The organism is Cupriavidus sp. 30B13 (genome assembly GCF_049059565.2).
In the GTDB taxonomy this organism is placed as follows: Bacteria; Pseudomonadota; Gammaproteobacteria; order Burkholderiales; family Burkholderiaceae; genus Cupriavidus.
In genome coordinates this window covers 478,964-495,438 of sequence record NZ_CP188223.1, presented here as the reverse complement: position 1 = coordinate 495,438, position 16,475 = coordinate 478,964, and the positions used below count along the sequence as shown (strand labels likewise).

At 68.7% G+C, this 16,475-nt stretch carries 14 protein-coding genes; 4 read left to right on the top strand and 10 right to left on the bottom strand.

The genetic code is table 11. The annotated features are described in order from the left end of the window. Positions 1–95 precede the first annotated feature (95 nt). Both ACKI2N_RS02290 and ACKI2N_RS02285 read right to left on the bottom strand, forming a co-directional pair. A complete protein-coding gene (locus ACKI2N_RS02290; RefSeq protein WP_420996189.1) occupies positions 96–671 on the bottom strand; it encodes a carbonic anhydrase in 576 nt (191 codons plus the stop codon). Between the two features lie 70 nt (positions 672–741). Further along, entirely contained in the window at positions 742–1,719 is a 978-nt protein-coding gene (locus ACKI2N_RS02285; protein WP_420996188.1) for a Nit6803 family nitrilase, read from the bottom strand. A 138-nt stretch (positions 1,720–1,857) separates the two neighbouring features. Between ACKI2N_RS02285 and ACKI2N_RS02280 the strand changes: the two genes are divergently transcribed. Continuing rightward, positions 1,858–2,451 (top strand): TetR/AcrR family transcriptional regulator, encoded by a 594-nt coding sequence (locus tag ACKI2N_RS02280; RefSeq protein ID WP_420996187.1) that lies wholly within the window; start codon positions 1,858–1,860, stop codon positions 2,449–2,451. Between the two features lie 119 nt (positions 2,452–2,570). Here the strand turns inward: ACKI2N_RS02280 and ACKI2N_RS02275 are convergent, their stop codons facing one another. From ACKI2N_RS02275 to ACKI2N_RS02260, 4 genes are all read right to left on the bottom strand, one after another. After that, positions 2,571–3,425, bottom strand: coding sequence for a 3-hydroxybutyryl-CoA dehydrogenase (locus ACKI2N_RS02275; RefSeq protein WP_420996186.1), 855 nt, complete (start codon positions 3,423–3,425; stop codon positions 2,571–2,573). Between the two features lie 72 nt (positions 3,426–3,497). After that, positions 3,498–3,929, bottom strand: coding sequence for an HIT family protein (locus ACKI2N_RS02270; RefSeq protein WP_420996185.1), 432 nt, complete (start codon positions 3,927–3,929; stop codon positions 3,498–3,500). Between the two features lie 110 nt (positions 3,930–4,039). Continuing rightward, entirely contained in the window at positions 4,040–7,345 is a 3,306-nt protein-coding gene (icmF, locus tag ACKI2N_RS02265) for a fused isobutyryl-CoA mutase/GTPase IcmF (protein ID WP_420996184.1), read from the bottom strand. A 262-nt stretch (positions 7,346–7,607) separates the two neighbouring features. Further along, positions 7,608–8,615 (bottom strand): zinc-binding alcohol dehydrogenase family protein, encoded by a 1,008-nt coding sequence (locus ACKI2N_RS02260; protein ID WP_420996183.1) that lies wholly within the window; start codon positions 8,613–8,615, stop codon positions 7,608–7,610. A 136-nt stretch (positions 8,616–8,751) separates the two neighbouring features. On the opposite strand from ACKI2N_RS02260, the gene ACKI2N_RS02255 reads away from it, so the two are divergent. Next, on the top strand, positions 8,752–9,660 hold the full coding sequence (locus tag ACKI2N_RS02255; protein WP_420996182.1) for a LysR substrate-binding domain-containing protein: 909 nt from the start codon (positions 8,752–8,754) through the stop codon (positions 9,658–9,660). A 36-nt stretch (positions 9,661–9,696) separates the two neighbouring features. Here ACKI2N_RS02255 and ACKI2N_RS02250 read toward each other — a convergent pair whose 3' ends face one another. Further along, positions 9,697–10,032: a DUF2917 domain-containing protein gene (locus tag ACKI2N_RS02250; protein WP_420996181.1), complete on the bottom strand. Its 336-nt coding sequence runs from the start codon at positions 10,030–10,032 to the stop codon at positions 9,697–9,699. A gap of 203 nt (positions 10,033–10,235) precedes the next feature. Here ACKI2N_RS02250 and ACKI2N_RS02245 point away from each other — a divergent pair, with 203 nt between their 5' ends. Together ACKI2N_RS02245 and ACKI2N_RS02240 are read left to right on the top strand one after the other, a co-directional pair. Next, the gene (locus tag ACKI2N_RS02245) at positions 10,236–11,642 is read left to right on the top strand and encodes a PLP-dependent aminotransferase family protein (protein ID WP_420996180.1); all 1,407 of its coding nucleotides are present in this window, start codon (positions 10,236–10,238) and stop codon (positions 11,640–11,642) included. A 97-nt stretch (positions 11,643–11,739) separates the two neighbouring features. Next, positions 11,740–12,516, top strand: coding sequence for an enoyl-CoA hydratase-related protein (locus ACKI2N_RS02240; protein WP_420996179.1), 777 nt, complete (start codon positions 11,740–11,742; stop codon positions 12,514–12,516). Positions 12,517–12,614: 98 nt separating this feature from the next. On the opposite strand, the gene ACKI2N_RS02235 is transcribed toward ACKI2N_RS02240, so the two are convergent. From ACKI2N_RS02235 to ACKI2N_RS02225, 3 genes are all read right to left on the bottom strand, one after another. Next, a complete protein-coding gene (locus tag ACKI2N_RS02235; RefSeq protein ID WP_420996178.1) occupies positions 12,615–13,058 on the bottom strand; it encodes a MarR family winged helix-turn-helix transcriptional regulator in 444 nt (147 codons plus the stop codon). Between the two features lie 134 nt (positions 13,059–13,192). Then, entirely contained in the window at positions 13,193–14,584 is a 1,392-nt protein-coding gene (locus ACKI2N_RS02230) for an amino acid permease (RefSeq protein WP_420996177.1), read from the bottom strand. A 361-nt stretch (positions 14,585–14,945) separates the two neighbouring features. Further along, entirely contained in the window at positions 14,946–16,463 is a 1,518-nt protein-coding gene (locus ACKI2N_RS02225; protein ID WP_420996176.1) for a CoA-acylating methylmalonate-semialdehyde dehydrogenase, read from the bottom strand. Positions 16,464–16,475: the final 12 nt, after the last annotated feature.

The following is a 16,475-nucleotide window of genomic DNA, read 5'->3' as shown; positions in this document are numbered from 1 at the left end:
GGGGGAGAGGGCCAGCACCCGCTCACGCGCCGGCGCATCCCCCGCGACAACGCCCGGCCGCGCCAGCGGCCTTCACTGCGAATATCCAGCCCCTCTCAAGCGCCCCCCTTCGGCAACGCCGCCGCGGGCCGCAGCGGCGCCGTCGGCACGACCGTCTCCACCAGCCCCGACGCCACGTCATACACCAGCCCCGTCACGAGGATTTCCGCCGGCAGCTTCGGGTTGGCCTTGAGCGCGGCGACGTCGAGCGCGACGGCGGCGTGCGGATCGCCGATGGCCAGCGCGTCGAGGGTCTCCGGCTCGACCGCGAGATGCTTGGCGAGCTGCACGGGCGCGTGGACGTGGCAGTCCACGATGCCGCAGTCGGTGTGGTGCAGCACGATCAGGTTCCATCCCGCGCCGACGTTGCCGCCGCGCGACTGCGCCACGGTGCGCATCAGCGCCATGGTCTGCAGCGTGGCGGGGTCGAGCCGGCCGCCGATATTGCGGATCACGGCCGCCTCGCCCGGCGCCAGGCCGAGCACGTCGGCCGGGTCCACGCGCGGGTCGATGCAGCCGATGACCATGGTCTTCATCGACGGCATCATCTTCAGGCCGGGGGAAAAGCGGCTGCCGGCGAAGGTCTCGTTGCGCCGGGTCAGGTTGTCGACGACGTTGTCGGTCTCGTTCATGTCAGGTCTCTCTTGCGGATGGGGGAAGTGAAAGCCCGGTCGGCTTGGCGGCCCGGGCGGGCCGGGAGGCTCAGTTGCCGGTCTCGGCGGATTCGTCGCCGGCGGCGGGCACCGGGTATGCGCTGCGTTCCTGCACGTGGGCATGCGGCGTGCGGTCGATCACCAGGCTGAGCAGCTCCGGGCGGCTGTAGTGGCCGCGCGAATCCATCATGCGCTTGCGCTTGTCGATCAGGCCGAAGTCCAGGTCGGCGATCACGGCGCCCTCGCCGGCGCGCAGCGGCTCGCCCAGCAGCGCGCCTTCCGGGGACACGATGGCGGTGTAGCAGCCGCTGGAGATCGGCTCGATGTCGCAGCCGGTGTCTTTCATGATGCGGGCCTGCTGGTCGGCATCGAGCCAGGCGGTGGCGTTGACCACGAAGCAGCCGGATTCCAGCGCGTGCTGGCGGATATTGATCGAGATCTGCTCGGAGAACACGTCGCCCGCGAACGAGCCGGGATACATCGCCGAATGGATCTGCTCGCCGTCGGCCATCAGCGCGTAGCGCGCCAGCGGGTTGTAGTGCTCCCAGCACGCCAGCGAGCCGATGCGCCCCACCGCGCTGTCCACCGCGCGCAGGCCGGAGCCGTCGCCCGAGCCCCACACCATGCGCTCGTGATAAGTCGGGGAGATCTTGCGGCGGCGCTGGATCAGCGTGCCGTCGGCGTCGAACAGCAATTGCGTGTTGTAGATGGTGCCGCCGTCGCGCTCGTTGACGCCGATCGACACCACCATGCCCGCCTGGCGGGCGGCTTCGCCGATGGCGTGCGTGGCGGCCGACGGCACCGTCACGGACTGCTCCAGCAGCTTGTAGTGTTCCGCGCCCATCTTGTAGGGCGACTGGACGAACGAGAAGTACGGGTAGTACGGCACCACGGTTTCGGGAAAGGTGGCGAACTGCACGCCCTGGCGGCCGAGCGCGAGGATCTGCTGGACGACCTTGTCCACGGTGCCTTCGCGGCTGTAGAGGACGGGGCTGATCTGGACTGCAGCTGCCTTGATGATGGTCATGGAGGTCTCTCTGAAGAGTGAAGAGTGGTCCGGGGTGGGGAGCAGATGTTTTAGCGTATGTCTAACATCTAAGTTTTAGAGTATGATGAAAATCTAAATAAGGCAAGGCAACTTTCTGGAAACCGGGGATTGCGGCAAATGAAAAGATCGAAAGCCGATACGGCGGAAACCCGGAAGCGCATCGTGGCGACGGCTTCCCGGCTCTTTTTGGCGCGCGGGCTCGCCGCGACGGGCATCGCGGACGTGATGGAGGCGGCCGGCCTGACCGCGGGCGGCTTTTACCGGCACTTCGAGTCGAAGGAACAGCTCATCGCCGAGGCCAACCGGCTGGCATTCGACCAGTTGATCGGCATGTTCGAGGATGCCGTGGCGGGCAAGGCACCGCGCGAGGCGATCGACCTGATCGTGTCGCGCTACCTTAACCAGCGGCAAGTGGAGGATCCGGTCTATCTATGCCCGCTGGCCAACCTGGGCGGGGAGCTGGAGAAGTTCGACGAGCAGGTCCAGGCGGCCGCCGTGAGCGGCTGCGAGCGCCTGGTGGGCCTGCTGGCGAAGCAGACGGCGCAGCTGGAGATTGCCGACCCGGCCGGCGTGGCCGATGCGATCGTGTCGACCATGGTGGGCGCGGTGACGCTGTCGCGCCTGGCGCTGGAGCCAGGCATGGCGAAGGCCATCCTGGCGAATGCGCAGAACGTCGTGACGCTGCTGCTGGAGTCCGCGCCGGCCGCCTGACCGCCTGACGCGGCCGCCCACCGCGGGCAGCGGCGGAGCAGAAAAAAAGCCGGCGACAGGGGCATCCCGTCGCCGGCTCTTGCTTTGGTTCCTGCTGTGGCCGTGCCGCGCTTGCTCTTTTACTTGCTGTAGACGTACACGCCGCGGCCGGTCTTGCGGCCCAGGTAGCCTGCGGCCACCATCTCGCGCATCAGCATGGCCGGGCGGTACTTCGGGTCGGCGAATTCGGTGTACAGCACTTCCATCACCGCCAGCATGGTGTCCAGGCCGATCATGTCGGCCAGCGCCAGCGGGCCGATCGGGTGGTTGCAGCCCAGCTTCATGCCTTCGTCGATCTCTTCCGGCGAAGCCAGGCCTTCGCCGAGCACGCAGAACGCTTCGTTGATCATCGGGCAGAGGATGCGGTTGACCACGAAGCCCGGGTTGTTCTTGACCGTGATCGGATACTTGCCGAGTTCCTTCGACAGCGCTTCCACCAGCGCGTGCGTGGTGTCGCTGGTCTGCAGGCCGCGGATCAACTCGACCAGGGCCATCATCGGCACCGGGTTGAAGAAGTGCATGCCGATGAAGTTGGCCGGGCGGCTGATGACGGCGGCCAGCTTGGTGATCGAGATCGAGGAGGTGTTGGAGGCCACCACCACGTCGTCGCCGACGATGGCGTCGATCTGCTTGAGGATCTTGACCTTCAGGTCGAAGTTCTCGGTGGCGGCTTCGATCACGATGTCGGCGGCCTTGAGGTCGTCGTAGGCGGTGGAGCCCTTGATGCGCGCGAGCGCCGCGGCCTTGTCGGCTTCGCTGATCTTGTCCTTCTTGATCAGGCGGTCCAGGCTGCCGGCGACGGTGGCGACGCCCTTCTGCACGGCGGCGTCGCTGATGTCCACCATCACCACGTCCAGGCCCACCACGGCGCATGCCTGCGCGATGCCGTTGCCCATGGTGCCGGCGCCTACGATGCCCACTGTCCTGATTGCCATTTTCTCTTCCTTGTTGCGGGTTGCTTGATGGGGTGCGGCGCGCGGGCGGCGCGCGCCGATGCGGTGTCCTGCTCAGGCCTCGCGCAGCGCGGCGATGATGCGCCCGGCGTGCTCGGCCAGCACGGCCGGGTCCTGGATGTCGGTGCCGTGGCCGCGCAGGGCGCGGTCGGCGTAGCGCGGCACGATGTGGAAATGCACGTGGGGCACGGTCTGGCCGGCGGCGGCGCCGTTGAACTGGCCGATCGAGATGCCGTCCGGGCTGAACGCGGCGCGCACGGCGCGCGCGACGCGCTGCGTGGTGCGGATGGCGGCGCCGGCGGCGGCTTCGGACAGGTCGAAGATCTCGGCGGCGGGCTCCTTGGTCACCACCAGCGTGTGGCCGTCGGACTGCGGCATGATGTCCATGAAGGCGATGGTGTCGTCATCCTCATAGACCTTGGTGCACGGCAGTTCGCCGCGCAGGATGCGGGCGAAGATGTTGTTGGGATCGTACGCGTTGCTCATGTCTGGTCTCGTTGCTGTTGGGCGCGCCACGGCATGCCATGGCGCGCTGTGGCGGGCGCAGCCTTGAAGTTTAACGCAGCGCCGGGCCGCGCCAAACCCCGGCGGCCGCATCACATATTGCGGCGGTACTGCCCGCCCACCTCGAACAGCGCGTGCGTGACCTGCCCCAGCGAGCAGGTGCGCACCGCGTCCATCAGCACGGCGAACACGTTCTCGTCGTCGATCACGGCCTGGCGCAGGCGCGCCAGCATGGCGGGCGCGGCGCCGGCGTGGCGCGCGTGGAAGTCCGCCAGGCGGCCGAGCTGGCTCTGCTTTTCCGCGTCGCTGGAGCGGGCCAGCTCCAGCGCCTGCGGGGTGGGATCGCCATCCGGGTTGCGGAAGGTGTTGACGCCGATGATCGGCAGCGTGCCGTCGTGCTTGCGCTGCTCGTAGTACAGCGACTCTTCCTGGATCTTGCCGCGCTGGTAGCCGGTCTCCATCGCGCCGAGCACGCCGCCGCGCTCGGCGATGCGCTCGAACTCCTGCATCACCGCCTCTTCCACCAGGTCGGTCAGTTCCTCGATCAGGAAGCTGCCCTGGCTGGGGTTCTCGCACCTGGCCACGCCCCATTCGCGGTTGATGATGAGCTGGATGGCGAGCGCGCGGCGCACCGATTCGCCGGTGGGCGTGGTGATGGCCTCGTCGTAGGCGTTGGTGTGCAGGGAGTTGCAGTTGTCGTAGATGGCGATCAGCGCCTGCAGCGTGGTGCGGATGTCGTTGAAGTCGATTTCCTGCGCATGCAGCGAGCGGCCCGAGGTCTGGATGTGGTACTTGAGCTTCTGGCTGCGCTCGTTGGCGCCGTACTTGTCGCGCATGGTCACCGCCCAGATGCGGCGCGCCACGCGCCCGAGCACGCTGTATTCGGGATCCATGCCGTTGGAGAAGAAGAACGACAGGTTGGGCGCGAAATCGTCGATGTGCATGCCGCGCGCGAGATACGCCTCCACGTAGGTGAAGCCGTTGGCGAGCGTGAAGGCGAGCTGCGAGATCGGGTTGGCGCCGGCTTCCGCGATGTGATAGCCGGAGATCGACACCGAGTAGAAATTGCGCACCTGGTGGTGCACGAAGTATTCCTGGATGTCGCCCATCACCTTGAGCGAGAACTCGGTGGAGAAGATGCAGGTGTTCTGGCCCTGGTCTTCCTTGAGGATGTCGGCCTGCACCGTGCCGCGCACGTTCTGCAGCACCCACGCGCGGATCTTGGCTTCCTCGCCGGCGCTGGGCTCGCGGCCGTTGTCGGCGCGGAACTTGTCGAGCTGCTGGTCGATGGCGGTGTTCATGAACATCGCCAGGATGGTGGGCGCGGGGCCGTTGATGGTCATCGACACCGAGGTCGACGGGCTGGTCAGGTCGAAGCCGTCGTACAGCACCTTCATGTCGTCCAGCGTGGCGATGGACACGCCCGAGTTGCCGACCTTGCCGTAGATGTCCGGGCGCGTGTGCGGGTCCTCGCCGTACAGCGTGACCGAGTCGAACGCGGTGGACAGGCGCTTGGCGTCCATGCCCTCGGACACCAGCCTGAAGCGGCGGTTGGTGCGAAACGCGTCGCCCTCGCCGGCGAACATGCGGGTGGGATCTTCGTTCTCGCGCTTGAAGGCGAACACGCCGGCGGTGTACGGAAAGCTGCCGGGCACGTTCTCGCGCATCAGCCAGCGCAGCACTTCGCCGTCGTCCTCGAAGCGCGGCAGCACCACCTTGCGGATGGTGGTGCCGGACAGCGTCCTGGCGGTCAGCGCGGTGCGGATTTCCTTGTCGCGGATCTTCACCACGTATTCGTCGCCGCCGTAGGCGCGGCGCATTTCCGGCCACATCGCCAGCAGCTTGCGCTCGTGCGCGCCGAGCGCGGCGTCGCGTTCGCCGGCCAGCGCCTGCAGGGCGTCGCCGCCATCCTGCCCCTGCGCGGCCAGCAGCATGCGGCGCGCCTCGCGCAGTTGCTGGCGCTCGCGCGCCAGCCGGCTCTGCGCCGCCACGCGGCGGTGGTAGGCGCGCACGGTGTCGGCCAGCTCGGCCAGGTAGCGGCTGCGCGCCGGCGGCACGATCACGTTGTGGCCGGTGGAAATGCGCCCGGCCAGCCGCGGCAGCGTGCCTTCGGCCACGCGCATGCCGCGCGCCTGCAAGGCGTCGCGCAGGCCCTGGTACAGCATGGTGACGCCGTCGTCGTTGAAGCGCGAGGCCTGGGTGCCGTAGACCGGCATGTCTTCCGGCTTGCCATGCCATTGCTCGCGGTTGCGCTGCACCTGCCTGGCCACGTCGCGCCAGGCATCGTGCGCGCCCTTGCGGTCGAACTTGTTGATGGCGACGAAATCGGCGAAGTCCAGCATGTCGATCTTCTCGAGCTGGCTGGCGGCGCCGAACTCCGGCGTCATCACGTACAGCGACAGGTCCGCGTGCGGCACGATGGCCGCGTCGCCCTGGCCGATGCCCGAGGTCTCTACCACGATCAGGTCGAAGCCGCCCGCCTTGCACGCCGCCAGCACGTCCGGCAGCGCCCGCGAGATCTCCGAGCCGGCCTCGCGCGTGGCCAGCGAGCGCATGAAGATGTTCGGGTGGTCGATCGCGTTCATGCGGATGCGGTCGCCCAGCAGCGCGCCGCCCGACTTGCGGCGCGACGGATCGATGGAGATCACCGCGATCGACAGCGCGTCGCGCTGGTCCAGCCGGAAGCGGCGGATCAGCTCGTCGGTCAGCGACGACTTGCCGGCGCCGCCGGTGCCCGTGATGCCCAGCACCGGCGTCGCCACGCCCGCCGCTTCGGCGCGCAGCGCCTCGGCCAGCCCCGGCGCGGCCTTGCCGTTCTCCAGCGCCGTGATCAGCTGCGCCAGCGCGCGGCGGCCGCCGCCCCGGAGCGCGTCGAGCGTGGCGGGCGCGTAGCGCGCGAGGTCGATGTCGCAGCGCCGCACCATGTCCGCGATCATGCCGGCCAGGCCCATGCGCTGGCCGTCCTCGGGGCTGAAGATGCGCGCCACGCCGTAGGCCTGGAGCTCGCGGATCTCATCGGGCACGATCACGCCGCCGCCGCCGCCGAACACCTGCACATGCTCCCCGCCGCGCTCGCGCAGCAGGTCGATCATGTACTTGAAGTACTCGACGTGGCCGCCCTGGTAGCTGGAAATGGCGATGCCCTGCACGTCCTCCTGCAGCGCCGCGTTGACCACCTCCTGCACCGAGCGGTTGTGCCCGAGATGAATCACCTCGCAGCCCGAGGACTGCAGGATGCGCCGCATGATGTTGATCGAGGCATCGTGGCCGTCGAACAGCGAGGCCGCGGTGACGAAGCGCACCTTGTTGACGGGACCCTTCGGTCCCTGCGCCGGATGGGAGGCGCCCGGTTGTGCGCCCGGTTGTGCGCCCTTCTGCACGTCGGAAAGATCGGTCATTGTCTCCACCTGAACCCATTGTTTTGTGAGGCTTCGAGGTCACTGCTCAAACCGAGGAACGCCATGGCCGCCCGCTGTTTGTCTGACGCGTCAGACCGCCATGTCGTGAGGGTACAACTATCTGCCGCTTCGAAGTAGCGCGCAGTCGTGCCGGTCCGGTTTCCCCGCCGGAAAATGGATGGACGCCCCAAAAAGCAAAAGGGCGCCGAAGCGCCCTTTTTGCAAATCGACAATACTGCCGGCACCTGGCGCCCGGCGGCGTTCAGAACCCCTCGAGCACGATCTTGCCGCGCGCGCGGCCGCTCTCGAGCAGGGCATGCGCGCGGCGCAGGTTGGCGGCATTGATGGTGCCGTAGTGCTCGCCGAGGGTGGTCTTGAGGGTGCCGTCGTCGATCAGGCCGGCAACCCGGTCGAGGATCTCGTGCTGGCGGATCATGTCCGGGGTCTCGAACAGGGAGCGCGCGAACATGAACTCCCAGTGCAGCGATGCCGACTTGCGCTTGAGCGGCATGGCGTCCAGCGTGGCGGGGTCGTCGATCAGCGCGAACTGGCCTTGCGGGGCCAGCGCTTCGACCAGCGCGGCGTAGTGCGCATCGGTATGCGTCAGGCTGGCGATGTGCTCGACTTGCTTGACGCCGATGCGGGCCAGTTCGCCGGCCAGCGGCTGGCTGTGGTCGATGACGTGGTGCGCGCCGAGGTCCTGCACCCATTGCCGGGTTTCGGCGCGCGAGGCGGTGCCGATGATGGTCAGCCCGGTGAGCTTGCGCGCCAGCTGCACCAGGATCGAACCCACGCCGCCGGCCGCGCCGACCACCAGCAGGTGCTGGCCGGCGCCGCCGCCCTCAGTGATATGGAGGCGGTCGAACAGCAGTTCCCAGGCGGTCAGCGAGGTCAGCGGCAGCGCGGCGGCGTGCGCATCGGTCAGCGTGGCCGGCTTGCGGCCGGCGATGCGCTCGTCCACGAGGCTGTATTCGGCGTTGCTGCCGGGGCGGCCCAGCGCGCCGGCGTAGTAGACCTCGTCGCCGGGACGGAACAGCGTGACCTCGGCCCCCACGGCGGTCACCGTGCCAGCGGCGTCCCAGCCCAGCACGCGCGGGGCTTCGGTCGGGAATTTGGCGCGCACCTTGGTGTCCACCGGGTTGACCGAGATGGCGCGGATCGCCACCAGCAGGTCGCGCGGGCCGGGCGTGGGCACCGGCAACTCGATATCGACCAGCGAGGCCGGATCGGTGATGGGAAGGTCGTTGCGGGTATAGGCAATGGCTTTCATGGCGGGAAGGCTCCTGGGCATGGGAATCGAGCGGATCGGAGGCAGGAAGCGCACCGATGCATGCCGCGATGTTCGCCTATCCGCCTTCGGCGAAAAATGGTCTAATCCAGCAAACACTTTCGCCGATTCAAGGAAAATGCTCAGACTCGACGACCTCCAGGTATTTGTCCAGACCGCCGAGTCAGGCAGCTTTTCCGCGGCGGCCAGAGTGCTGGACATCACGCCCGCGCTGGCCAGCAGCGCCATGAAGCGGCTGGAGCAGGAGCTGGGCCTGCGCCTGTTCGTGCGCTCCACGCGCAGCCTGCGCCTGTCGGAGGAAGGTGAGCGCTACCTGCCGCACGCGCAGGCCGCGCTGGCCGCCATCGACGGCGGGCGCCAGGCGCTGGCGCAGGCCAGCGCCGACATCGCCGGGCCGATCCGGCTGTCCGCGCCGTCGGACCTGGGGCGCAACGTGCTGCTGCCGTGGCTCGATACGTTCCAGCAGGCGCATCCGAAAGTCTCCCTGCACCTGCGCATCAGCGACCAGACCGCGGATTTCTTCCGCCAGCCGCTCGATATCGGCGTGCGCTACGGCGCGCTGGCCGATTCCAGCCTGGTGGCGCTGCCGCTGGCGCCGGCCAACCGCCGCACGCTGTGCGCCTCGCCCGCCTACCTGAAACGCCACGGCGCGCCGGCCTCGCCCGAGGACCTGCGCCAGCACAATTGCCTGCGCTACGTGATGGGCGAGCAGACGCACGAGCGCTGGACCTTCCACCTGCCGCGCGGCGTGGAAACCGTGACGGTGAAAGGCGACCGCGTCAGCGACGACGCCGATGTGGTGCGGCGCTGGGCGGTGGCCGGCCACGGGCTGGTGTACAAGTCGCGCATCGATGTCTCGCCGGACCTGTACGCCGGCCGCCTGGTCGAACTGTTCCCGCCCGGGTACGGCGAGCCGACGCCGCTGCAACTGGTCAGCGCGCACCGCACGCTGCTCACGCCCGCGGTGCAGCGGCTGCACGAATTCCTGCGCACGCGCTGCGCCGACATCCTCTATCGCCGCAAATAGAACGAGAACGGCGCGACGACCCGGCCGGGCGGTGGCTCAGACGCCCGGCTCCGGGCACTGCGCGGCGCCGGCCTGCCGCTGGCCCAGGCGCCGGCCCAGCGCGCGCCCGACGATGGCCAGCCAGCGCCACGACAGCGGCACCGGTGTCTCGGCCAGCATGAAGCGCGCCCCCTCGCTTTCGCCGGACAGCCATACCTTGGCGCCGGCCGGAAGCGCGAACACCGCCCCGGGCAGCAGCCAGATGTCGGCATGGTGCCCTTCGATGGTCAGCCACAGGCGCCCTTCGACCGCCTTGACGGTTTGCCCTTCGCGGGCGCGCCAGCCCACTGGCCGGCCAGGTTCATCCAGTTCGAAGGTCCGTAGTTCACGCATGTTGCCGCTCCTGTCTCTGCATTGCGGTTGGCTCCCTGCCCTGCCGGCACGACCGGCGGGGGCACCTCCTCCGCATGCCTTCCATTATTCACGGCGGCAACTACAATCCCATGAACAGTCGTGAACAGTTTCCCATGTACTGTTCAGCAGTTTTTCCTGACACTTGCCTTTCCCGGCACACGTTTTTCCCGACCCGCGCCCCCATGAAGCTCACCCTCGTCCCCGCCACCGGCGTGCCCATCACCGACCAGATCGTCAACGAGGTCAAGAACTGGATCAGCTCGAGCGAGGTCCGGCCCGGCGCGCGCCTGCCGTCGATCCGGCAGCTCGCGGCGGAGCACGGCATCAGCCGCTTCCCGGTGATCGAGGCCTACGACCGGCTGGTGTCGCAGGGCCTGCTCGATTCGCGCCACGGCTCGGGTTTCTTCGTGGCGGACAGCCCGCTGCTGGCGCGCGGGGCCAACGGCTGGTCCAACCCGAGCCTGGCCGAAGACCTGTCGGACCATATCCTCGAGCAGTTCAACCATCCGAGCGCCACCCTCAAGCTGGCGGGCGGCTTCGTGCCCGAGCAATGGCGCGACCTCGAAGGCCTGACCCAGGCCATCCGCCAGGTGTCGCGCACCGACGTGGCCAGCGTGATCCACTACGCCACGCCGATGGGCCTGCCGGAGCTGCGCCAGCACGTGCTCACGCGCGTGCGGCAGCTCGGCATCACCGCCGAGCTGCCGCAGGTGCTGATCACGAGCGGCGCCAGCCAGGCGCTGGACCTGGTGGTGCGCCGCCTGCTCAAGCCCGGCGACACGGTGTTCGTGGAGGATCCCGGCTACTACAACCTGTTCGGCCTGCTGCGGCTGCACGGCGTGCGCCTGGTGGGCGTGCCGCACACCGCCAGCGGCCCCGACCCGGACGCCGCCGAGGCGCTGCTGCGCGAGCACAAGCCCAAGCTGTTCTTCACCAACAGCGTGCTGCAGAACCCCACCGGCTCCACGCTGGCGCCGCCGGTGGCGTTCCGCCTGCTGGAGCTGGCGCGGCGGCACGGCTTCCGCTTCGTCGAGGACGACATCTTCTCGGATTTCCAGACCCACTTCACCGACCGCCTCGCCACGCTGGACCAGCTCGAGCACGTGATCTACATCGGCGGCTTTTCCAAGACGGTGTCGGCCTCGCTGCGCATCGGCTACCTGGTGGCCGACAAGGCACTGGTCAAGGACTTGGTGGACGTGAAGGTGCTCACCAGCGTGGCCGGCTCGCACTTCGCCGAGGCCGTGACCGCCGCGCTGCTGGAGCGCGGCGCCTACCGCAAGTACATGGAGCGCCTGCGCCTGCGCGTGCGCCAGGCCACCGCGGGCGCGGTGCGGCGGCTGCACGGCGCGGGCTGGGAGGTGTATTGCGAACCGGCCGGCGGCAACTTCCTGTGGGCGCGCACGCGCGGCGTGGAGGACTCGCGCGAGCTGGTGACGCTGGCCGAGCAGCACGGCGTGACGCTGGCGCCGGGCAACTACTTCCGCCCCGGCGGCGAGACCTCGGCCTGGATCCGCATCAATTCCGCCTTCGTCGAGGAGCCGCGCGCGCTGGCCTTCCTGCAAGAGGCGGGCGCGCGCGAAAGATAAGAGCGGACGCCTGTCTGCCGGGCCCTGCGCCCAGCGGTTTACTTCGCATGCAAAGTAGATATACTTTGCATGCGAATCTTATTTCAGGAGACAGGAATTGATCCCCGAACTCGAAGCCGGCCTCGCCGGCGGCATACTCACGCTGACCATCTCGCGCACCGACAAGAAGAACGCGCTGACCAACGCCATGTACGGCGCGCTGGCGAACGCCATCGAAGGCGCGCAGGATGATCCGGATATCCGCGTCGTCGTCATCCAGGCCGCGGGCGACACCTTCAGCGCCGGCAACGACGTCAGCGAGTTCGCCGCCCAGGCCACCGGCAACGGCCCGGCCGTGCGGCACGTGCTGCGCTTCCTGCGCAGCCTCGCCACCGCCAGGGTGCCACTGGTCGCCGCCGTGCAGGGCAAGGCGGTCGGCGTCGGCACCACCATGCTGCTCCATTGCGATTACGTGCTGCTGGCCGACGACGCCCAGCTCATCACGCCATTCATCAACCTCGCGCTGGTGCCGGAAGCCGCCTCCAGCCTGCTGATGCCGCTGCGCGTGGGCCATGCGCGCGCGTTCGAGATGTTCGCGCTCGGCGAGCCGGTGGCCGCCGCGCAGGCGCTGGCCTGGGGCATCGCCAACCGCACCGTGCCGGCGGACCAGCTGCATGCGCAAGCCAGGGCGATGGCCGCTCGCATCGCCGCCAAGCCGGCCGGCGCGCTGCTGGCGATGAAGGGACTGATGCGCAACGGGCAGGCGCTGGTCGCGCAGATGGATGCGGAGAGCGCCTGCTTCGAAGAGCGCCTGAAGAGCGCGGAGGCCAGCGAGGCCTTTGCCGCGTTCGCGCAGCGCCGCCCGGCCGATTTCTCGCAGGTGGCGCGCGGGTAGGAAGCGAAGCGGTCCTGGCCGGGCGCTTGGCCGCGGACAAGCACAAGTAGTACTTGCCTTGCCACGCAACGACGCCAGGATCCTTTCGAAACGGCGTCTTAGTCGTCGCTGGCGGGAAACTTGTCCTGCAGGCTCTGCAGCCAGCGCGCGACGGTAGCCATTTCCGCCTCGCTGAAGCCTTCGGTCAGCAGGGCGTTGAGCTGCGCCAGGCCCGCTTTCGCGCGCGCCCGCGCGGCCCGGCCCGCCGGCGTCAGCCAGATGCGCGAGGCGCGCCCGTCGGTGGCGTCGGCGCGCCGCTCCACCAGGCCCGCCAGGGCCATGCGGTCCACCAGGCCGCTCATGCCCGGGGCGCCCATGTCGAGCGCGGCGGCCGCCTCGCTCATCAGCGCGCCGTTGTTCTTGCCCAGGAAATACAGCAGGCCCGCCTGCGCGGCGGTCACGCCGCCGGCCGCGGCGCGGGCCTGCGTCCAGCGCTGCAGGCGGCGCTGGCCGACGTTCAGCAGGTAGACCAGGCGGCGCTCCGAATCGTCCTTTACCGTCAACTTGTCGTCCTCGCATCGGTGGTTGCCATTGCCCGCGCCCCTGGCCATCGGCGGTCGCGAAGCGCTTCGCGTGCGAACCTTACCATGCCCGCCAGCGTTCGGACTCATCGGCGGGACACCGGCCCGCTCGCGCCTCAGCCGCCATGCAGCACCGCGTTGCGGCGCGCATAGAGGAAGTAGATCGCCAGCCCCAGCGCCAGCCAGATCAGGAAGGCGATCCAGGTCAGCGCCTGCAGGTGGGCCATCAGGAACACGCAGAACGCCACCGACAGCAGCGGCACCACCGGCACGCCCGGGCAGCGGAACGCGCGCGGCAGCTCCGGCCGGGTCTTGCGCAGCACCATCACCGCCACCGAGATCAGCGTGAAGGCGGCCAGCGTGCCGATATTGATCAGCTCGGCCAGCACGTTGAGCGGCACGAAGGCGGCGATCGCCGCGAACACGAGGCCCACCGTCCAGGTCGCGAAGAACGGCGTGGCGTGCACCGGGTGCACGCGCGACAGGCGCGCGGGCAGCAGGCCGTCGCGCGACATGGCGAAGATGATGCGGGTCTGGCCGAAGGTCATCACCAGGATCACCGTGGTCATGCCGAGGATGGCGCCCAGGTCGACGAAGCCGGCCACCCAGTTCTCGCCGGCGTATTGCAGCGCCAGCGAGACCGGGTGGTCGATGCCGGCGAAACTGGCGAACGGCACGATGCCGGTCATGATGGCCGCCACCGTCACGTACAGCACCGTGCAGACCGCCAGCGAGCCGATGATGCCGATGGGCAGGTCGCGGCGCGGGTTGCGCACCTCCTCGGCGGCGGAGGTCACCGCGTCGAAGCCGATGAAGGCGAAGAACACCAGCGCCGCGGCGTTGAAGATGCCGTCGAAGCCGAACGGCGCGAACGGCCGCCAGTTGGCCGGCTGCACGTGCCACACGCCCACCGCGATGAACAGCAGCACCACGGCGATCTTGATGGCGACCATCACGTTGTTCAGGCGCGCCGATTCGCGCACGCCGTACGACACCACCCAGGTGATGGCCAGCATGATCGCGGCCGCCGGCAGGTTGAACAGCGTTTCCTTGCCCGGCACCGCGCCCGGCGCGGCGCTCAGCGCATCCGGCAGGTGGATGCCGAAGCCGGCGATCAGCGACTGGAAATAGCCCGACCAGCCCACCGACACCGCCGAGGTGGCCAGCCCGTATTCGAGCAGCAGGTCCCAGCCGATCATCCACGCCACGATCTCGCCGAGCGTGGCGTAGCTGTAGGTATAGATGGAGCCGGACACGGGAATCGCGGAGGCGAACTCCGCGTAGCACAGCGCGGCAAACCCGCACGCCAGCGCGGCGATCACGAAGGACACGGTCAGCGCCGGGCCGGCGGTGAGCGCGCCGGTGCCGGTCAGCACGAAAATGCCGGTGCCGATGATGGCGCCGATGCCCATCATGACGAGATCGAGCGGCCCGAGCACCTTTTTCAGCCCGTCGTCGCGCGCCGCGGCCAGCATGGCTTCGATGTTCTTGGTGCGGAACAGACTCATGGCGGGCAACTCCTGACGCTTCTTGGCTTCTGAAAAGCCGCGTAGTTTACTCCTGCCTGCCGGCCTGGACGTCACTTGGGACACCCCTGGCCCGGCATGGGCAAAGCGCCGACGGGCCACATGCCGACATGTGTCAAAAGCTCCCGCTTTCGCGCGCAGCTTGTTTCCGCCTTCGTCTCGCGCCTCGACGGCATCCTGCCCTGGGACGCGGCCGCAGTGGGTTCGAGGACTGGGCCACGCCGCCCGCCTGAGCCACGCATGAGCCGCGCCCGCGCCGGGCGAGCCCGGCGCGCCAGCCGCCAAAGAAAAATGCCCTTGCACCGACTGGTGAAGGGCATTCGCGCCGCCAGGGCGAGGGGCGTTACTTCGCCACCGGCATGGTGAATTCCGCGCCCTTGCCGATGCTGTCCGGCCAGCGCTGCATGATGCTCTTGTAGCGCGTGTAGAAGCGGATGCCTTCCTCGCCGTAGGCGTGATGGTCGCCGAACAGCGAGCGCTTCCAGCCGCCGAACGAGTGCCACGCCATCGGCACCGGGATCGGCACGTTGATGCCGACCATGCCCACCTGGATCTGGCGCGAGAACGCGCGCGCCACGCCGCCGTCGCTGGTGTAGCAGGACACGCCGTTGCCGAACTCGTGGGCGTTGATCAGCTCCACCGCATGCGCGAGGTCGTTCACGCGCACCACCGACAGCACCGGGCCGAAGATCTCTTCCTTGTAGATGGCCATGTCCGGCGTGACGTGGTCGAACAGCGTGCCGCCCACGTAGAAGCCGTCTTCATGGCCTTCGACCTTGTGGCCGCGGCCGTCGGTCACCAGCGTGGCACCTTCTTCCACGCCCTTGGCGATATAGCCTTCCACCTTGGCCTTGTGGGCCGCCGTGACCAGCGGGCCCATCTCGGCGTCGGCTTCCATGCCGTTGCGGATCTTCAGCGTCCTGGCGCGCTCGGCCAGGCGCGGCACCAGCTTGTCGGCCACCTCGCCGACCGCCACCGCCACCGAGATCGCCATGCAGCGCTCGCCGGCCGAGCCGTAGGCAGCGCCGATCAGCGCGTCCACGGCCTGGTCGAGGTCGGCGTCGGGCATCACCACGAGGTGGTTCTTGGCGCCGCCGAGGGCCTGCACGCGCTTGCCGTACTTCGTGCCCTGGGTGTAGATGTACTCGGCGATCGGCGTGGAGCCGACGAACGACAGCGCCTGCACGTCCTTGTGCTCGAGCAGCGCGTCGACGGCTTCCTTGCCGCCCTGCACCACGTTGAACACGCCGTCGGGCAGGCCGGCCTGCTTGAGCAGGTCGGCGATCAGCAGCGAGGGCGACGGGTCGCGCTCGGACGGCTTGAGCACGAACGTATTGCCGCACGCCAGCGCCACCGGGAACATCCACATCGGCACCATCACCGGGAAGTTGAACGGCGTGATGCCGGCCACCACGCCCAGCGGCTGGCGCAGGTTCCAGTTGTCGATGCCGCCGCCGATGTTGTCGGTGAAGTCGGTCTTGAGCAGGTTGGGGATGCCGCAGGCGAATTCCACCACCTCGATGCCGCGCGTGACTTCGCCCTTGGCGTCCGAGAACACCTTGCCGTGCTCGCGCGTGATCAGCGCGGCGAGGTCGTCGTGGTGCTTGTCGAGCAGTTCCTTGAACTTGAACAGGATGCGCGCGCGCTTGAGCGGCGCGGTCTCGGACCAGGCCGGGAACGCCGCGTGCGCGGCGGCCACCGCGGCGGCCACGTCCTGCGCGTTGCCCAGCGCCACGCGGCCGGCCACGGCGCCGGTGGCCGGGTTGAAGACGTCGGCGAAGCGCTCCGACGAGGCGGCGCGCACGGTGCCGCCGATGTAGTGCTGGATGTCGGCGATCTGCCGGTTTTCTGCGATGTTCACGTCAGTGTTCCT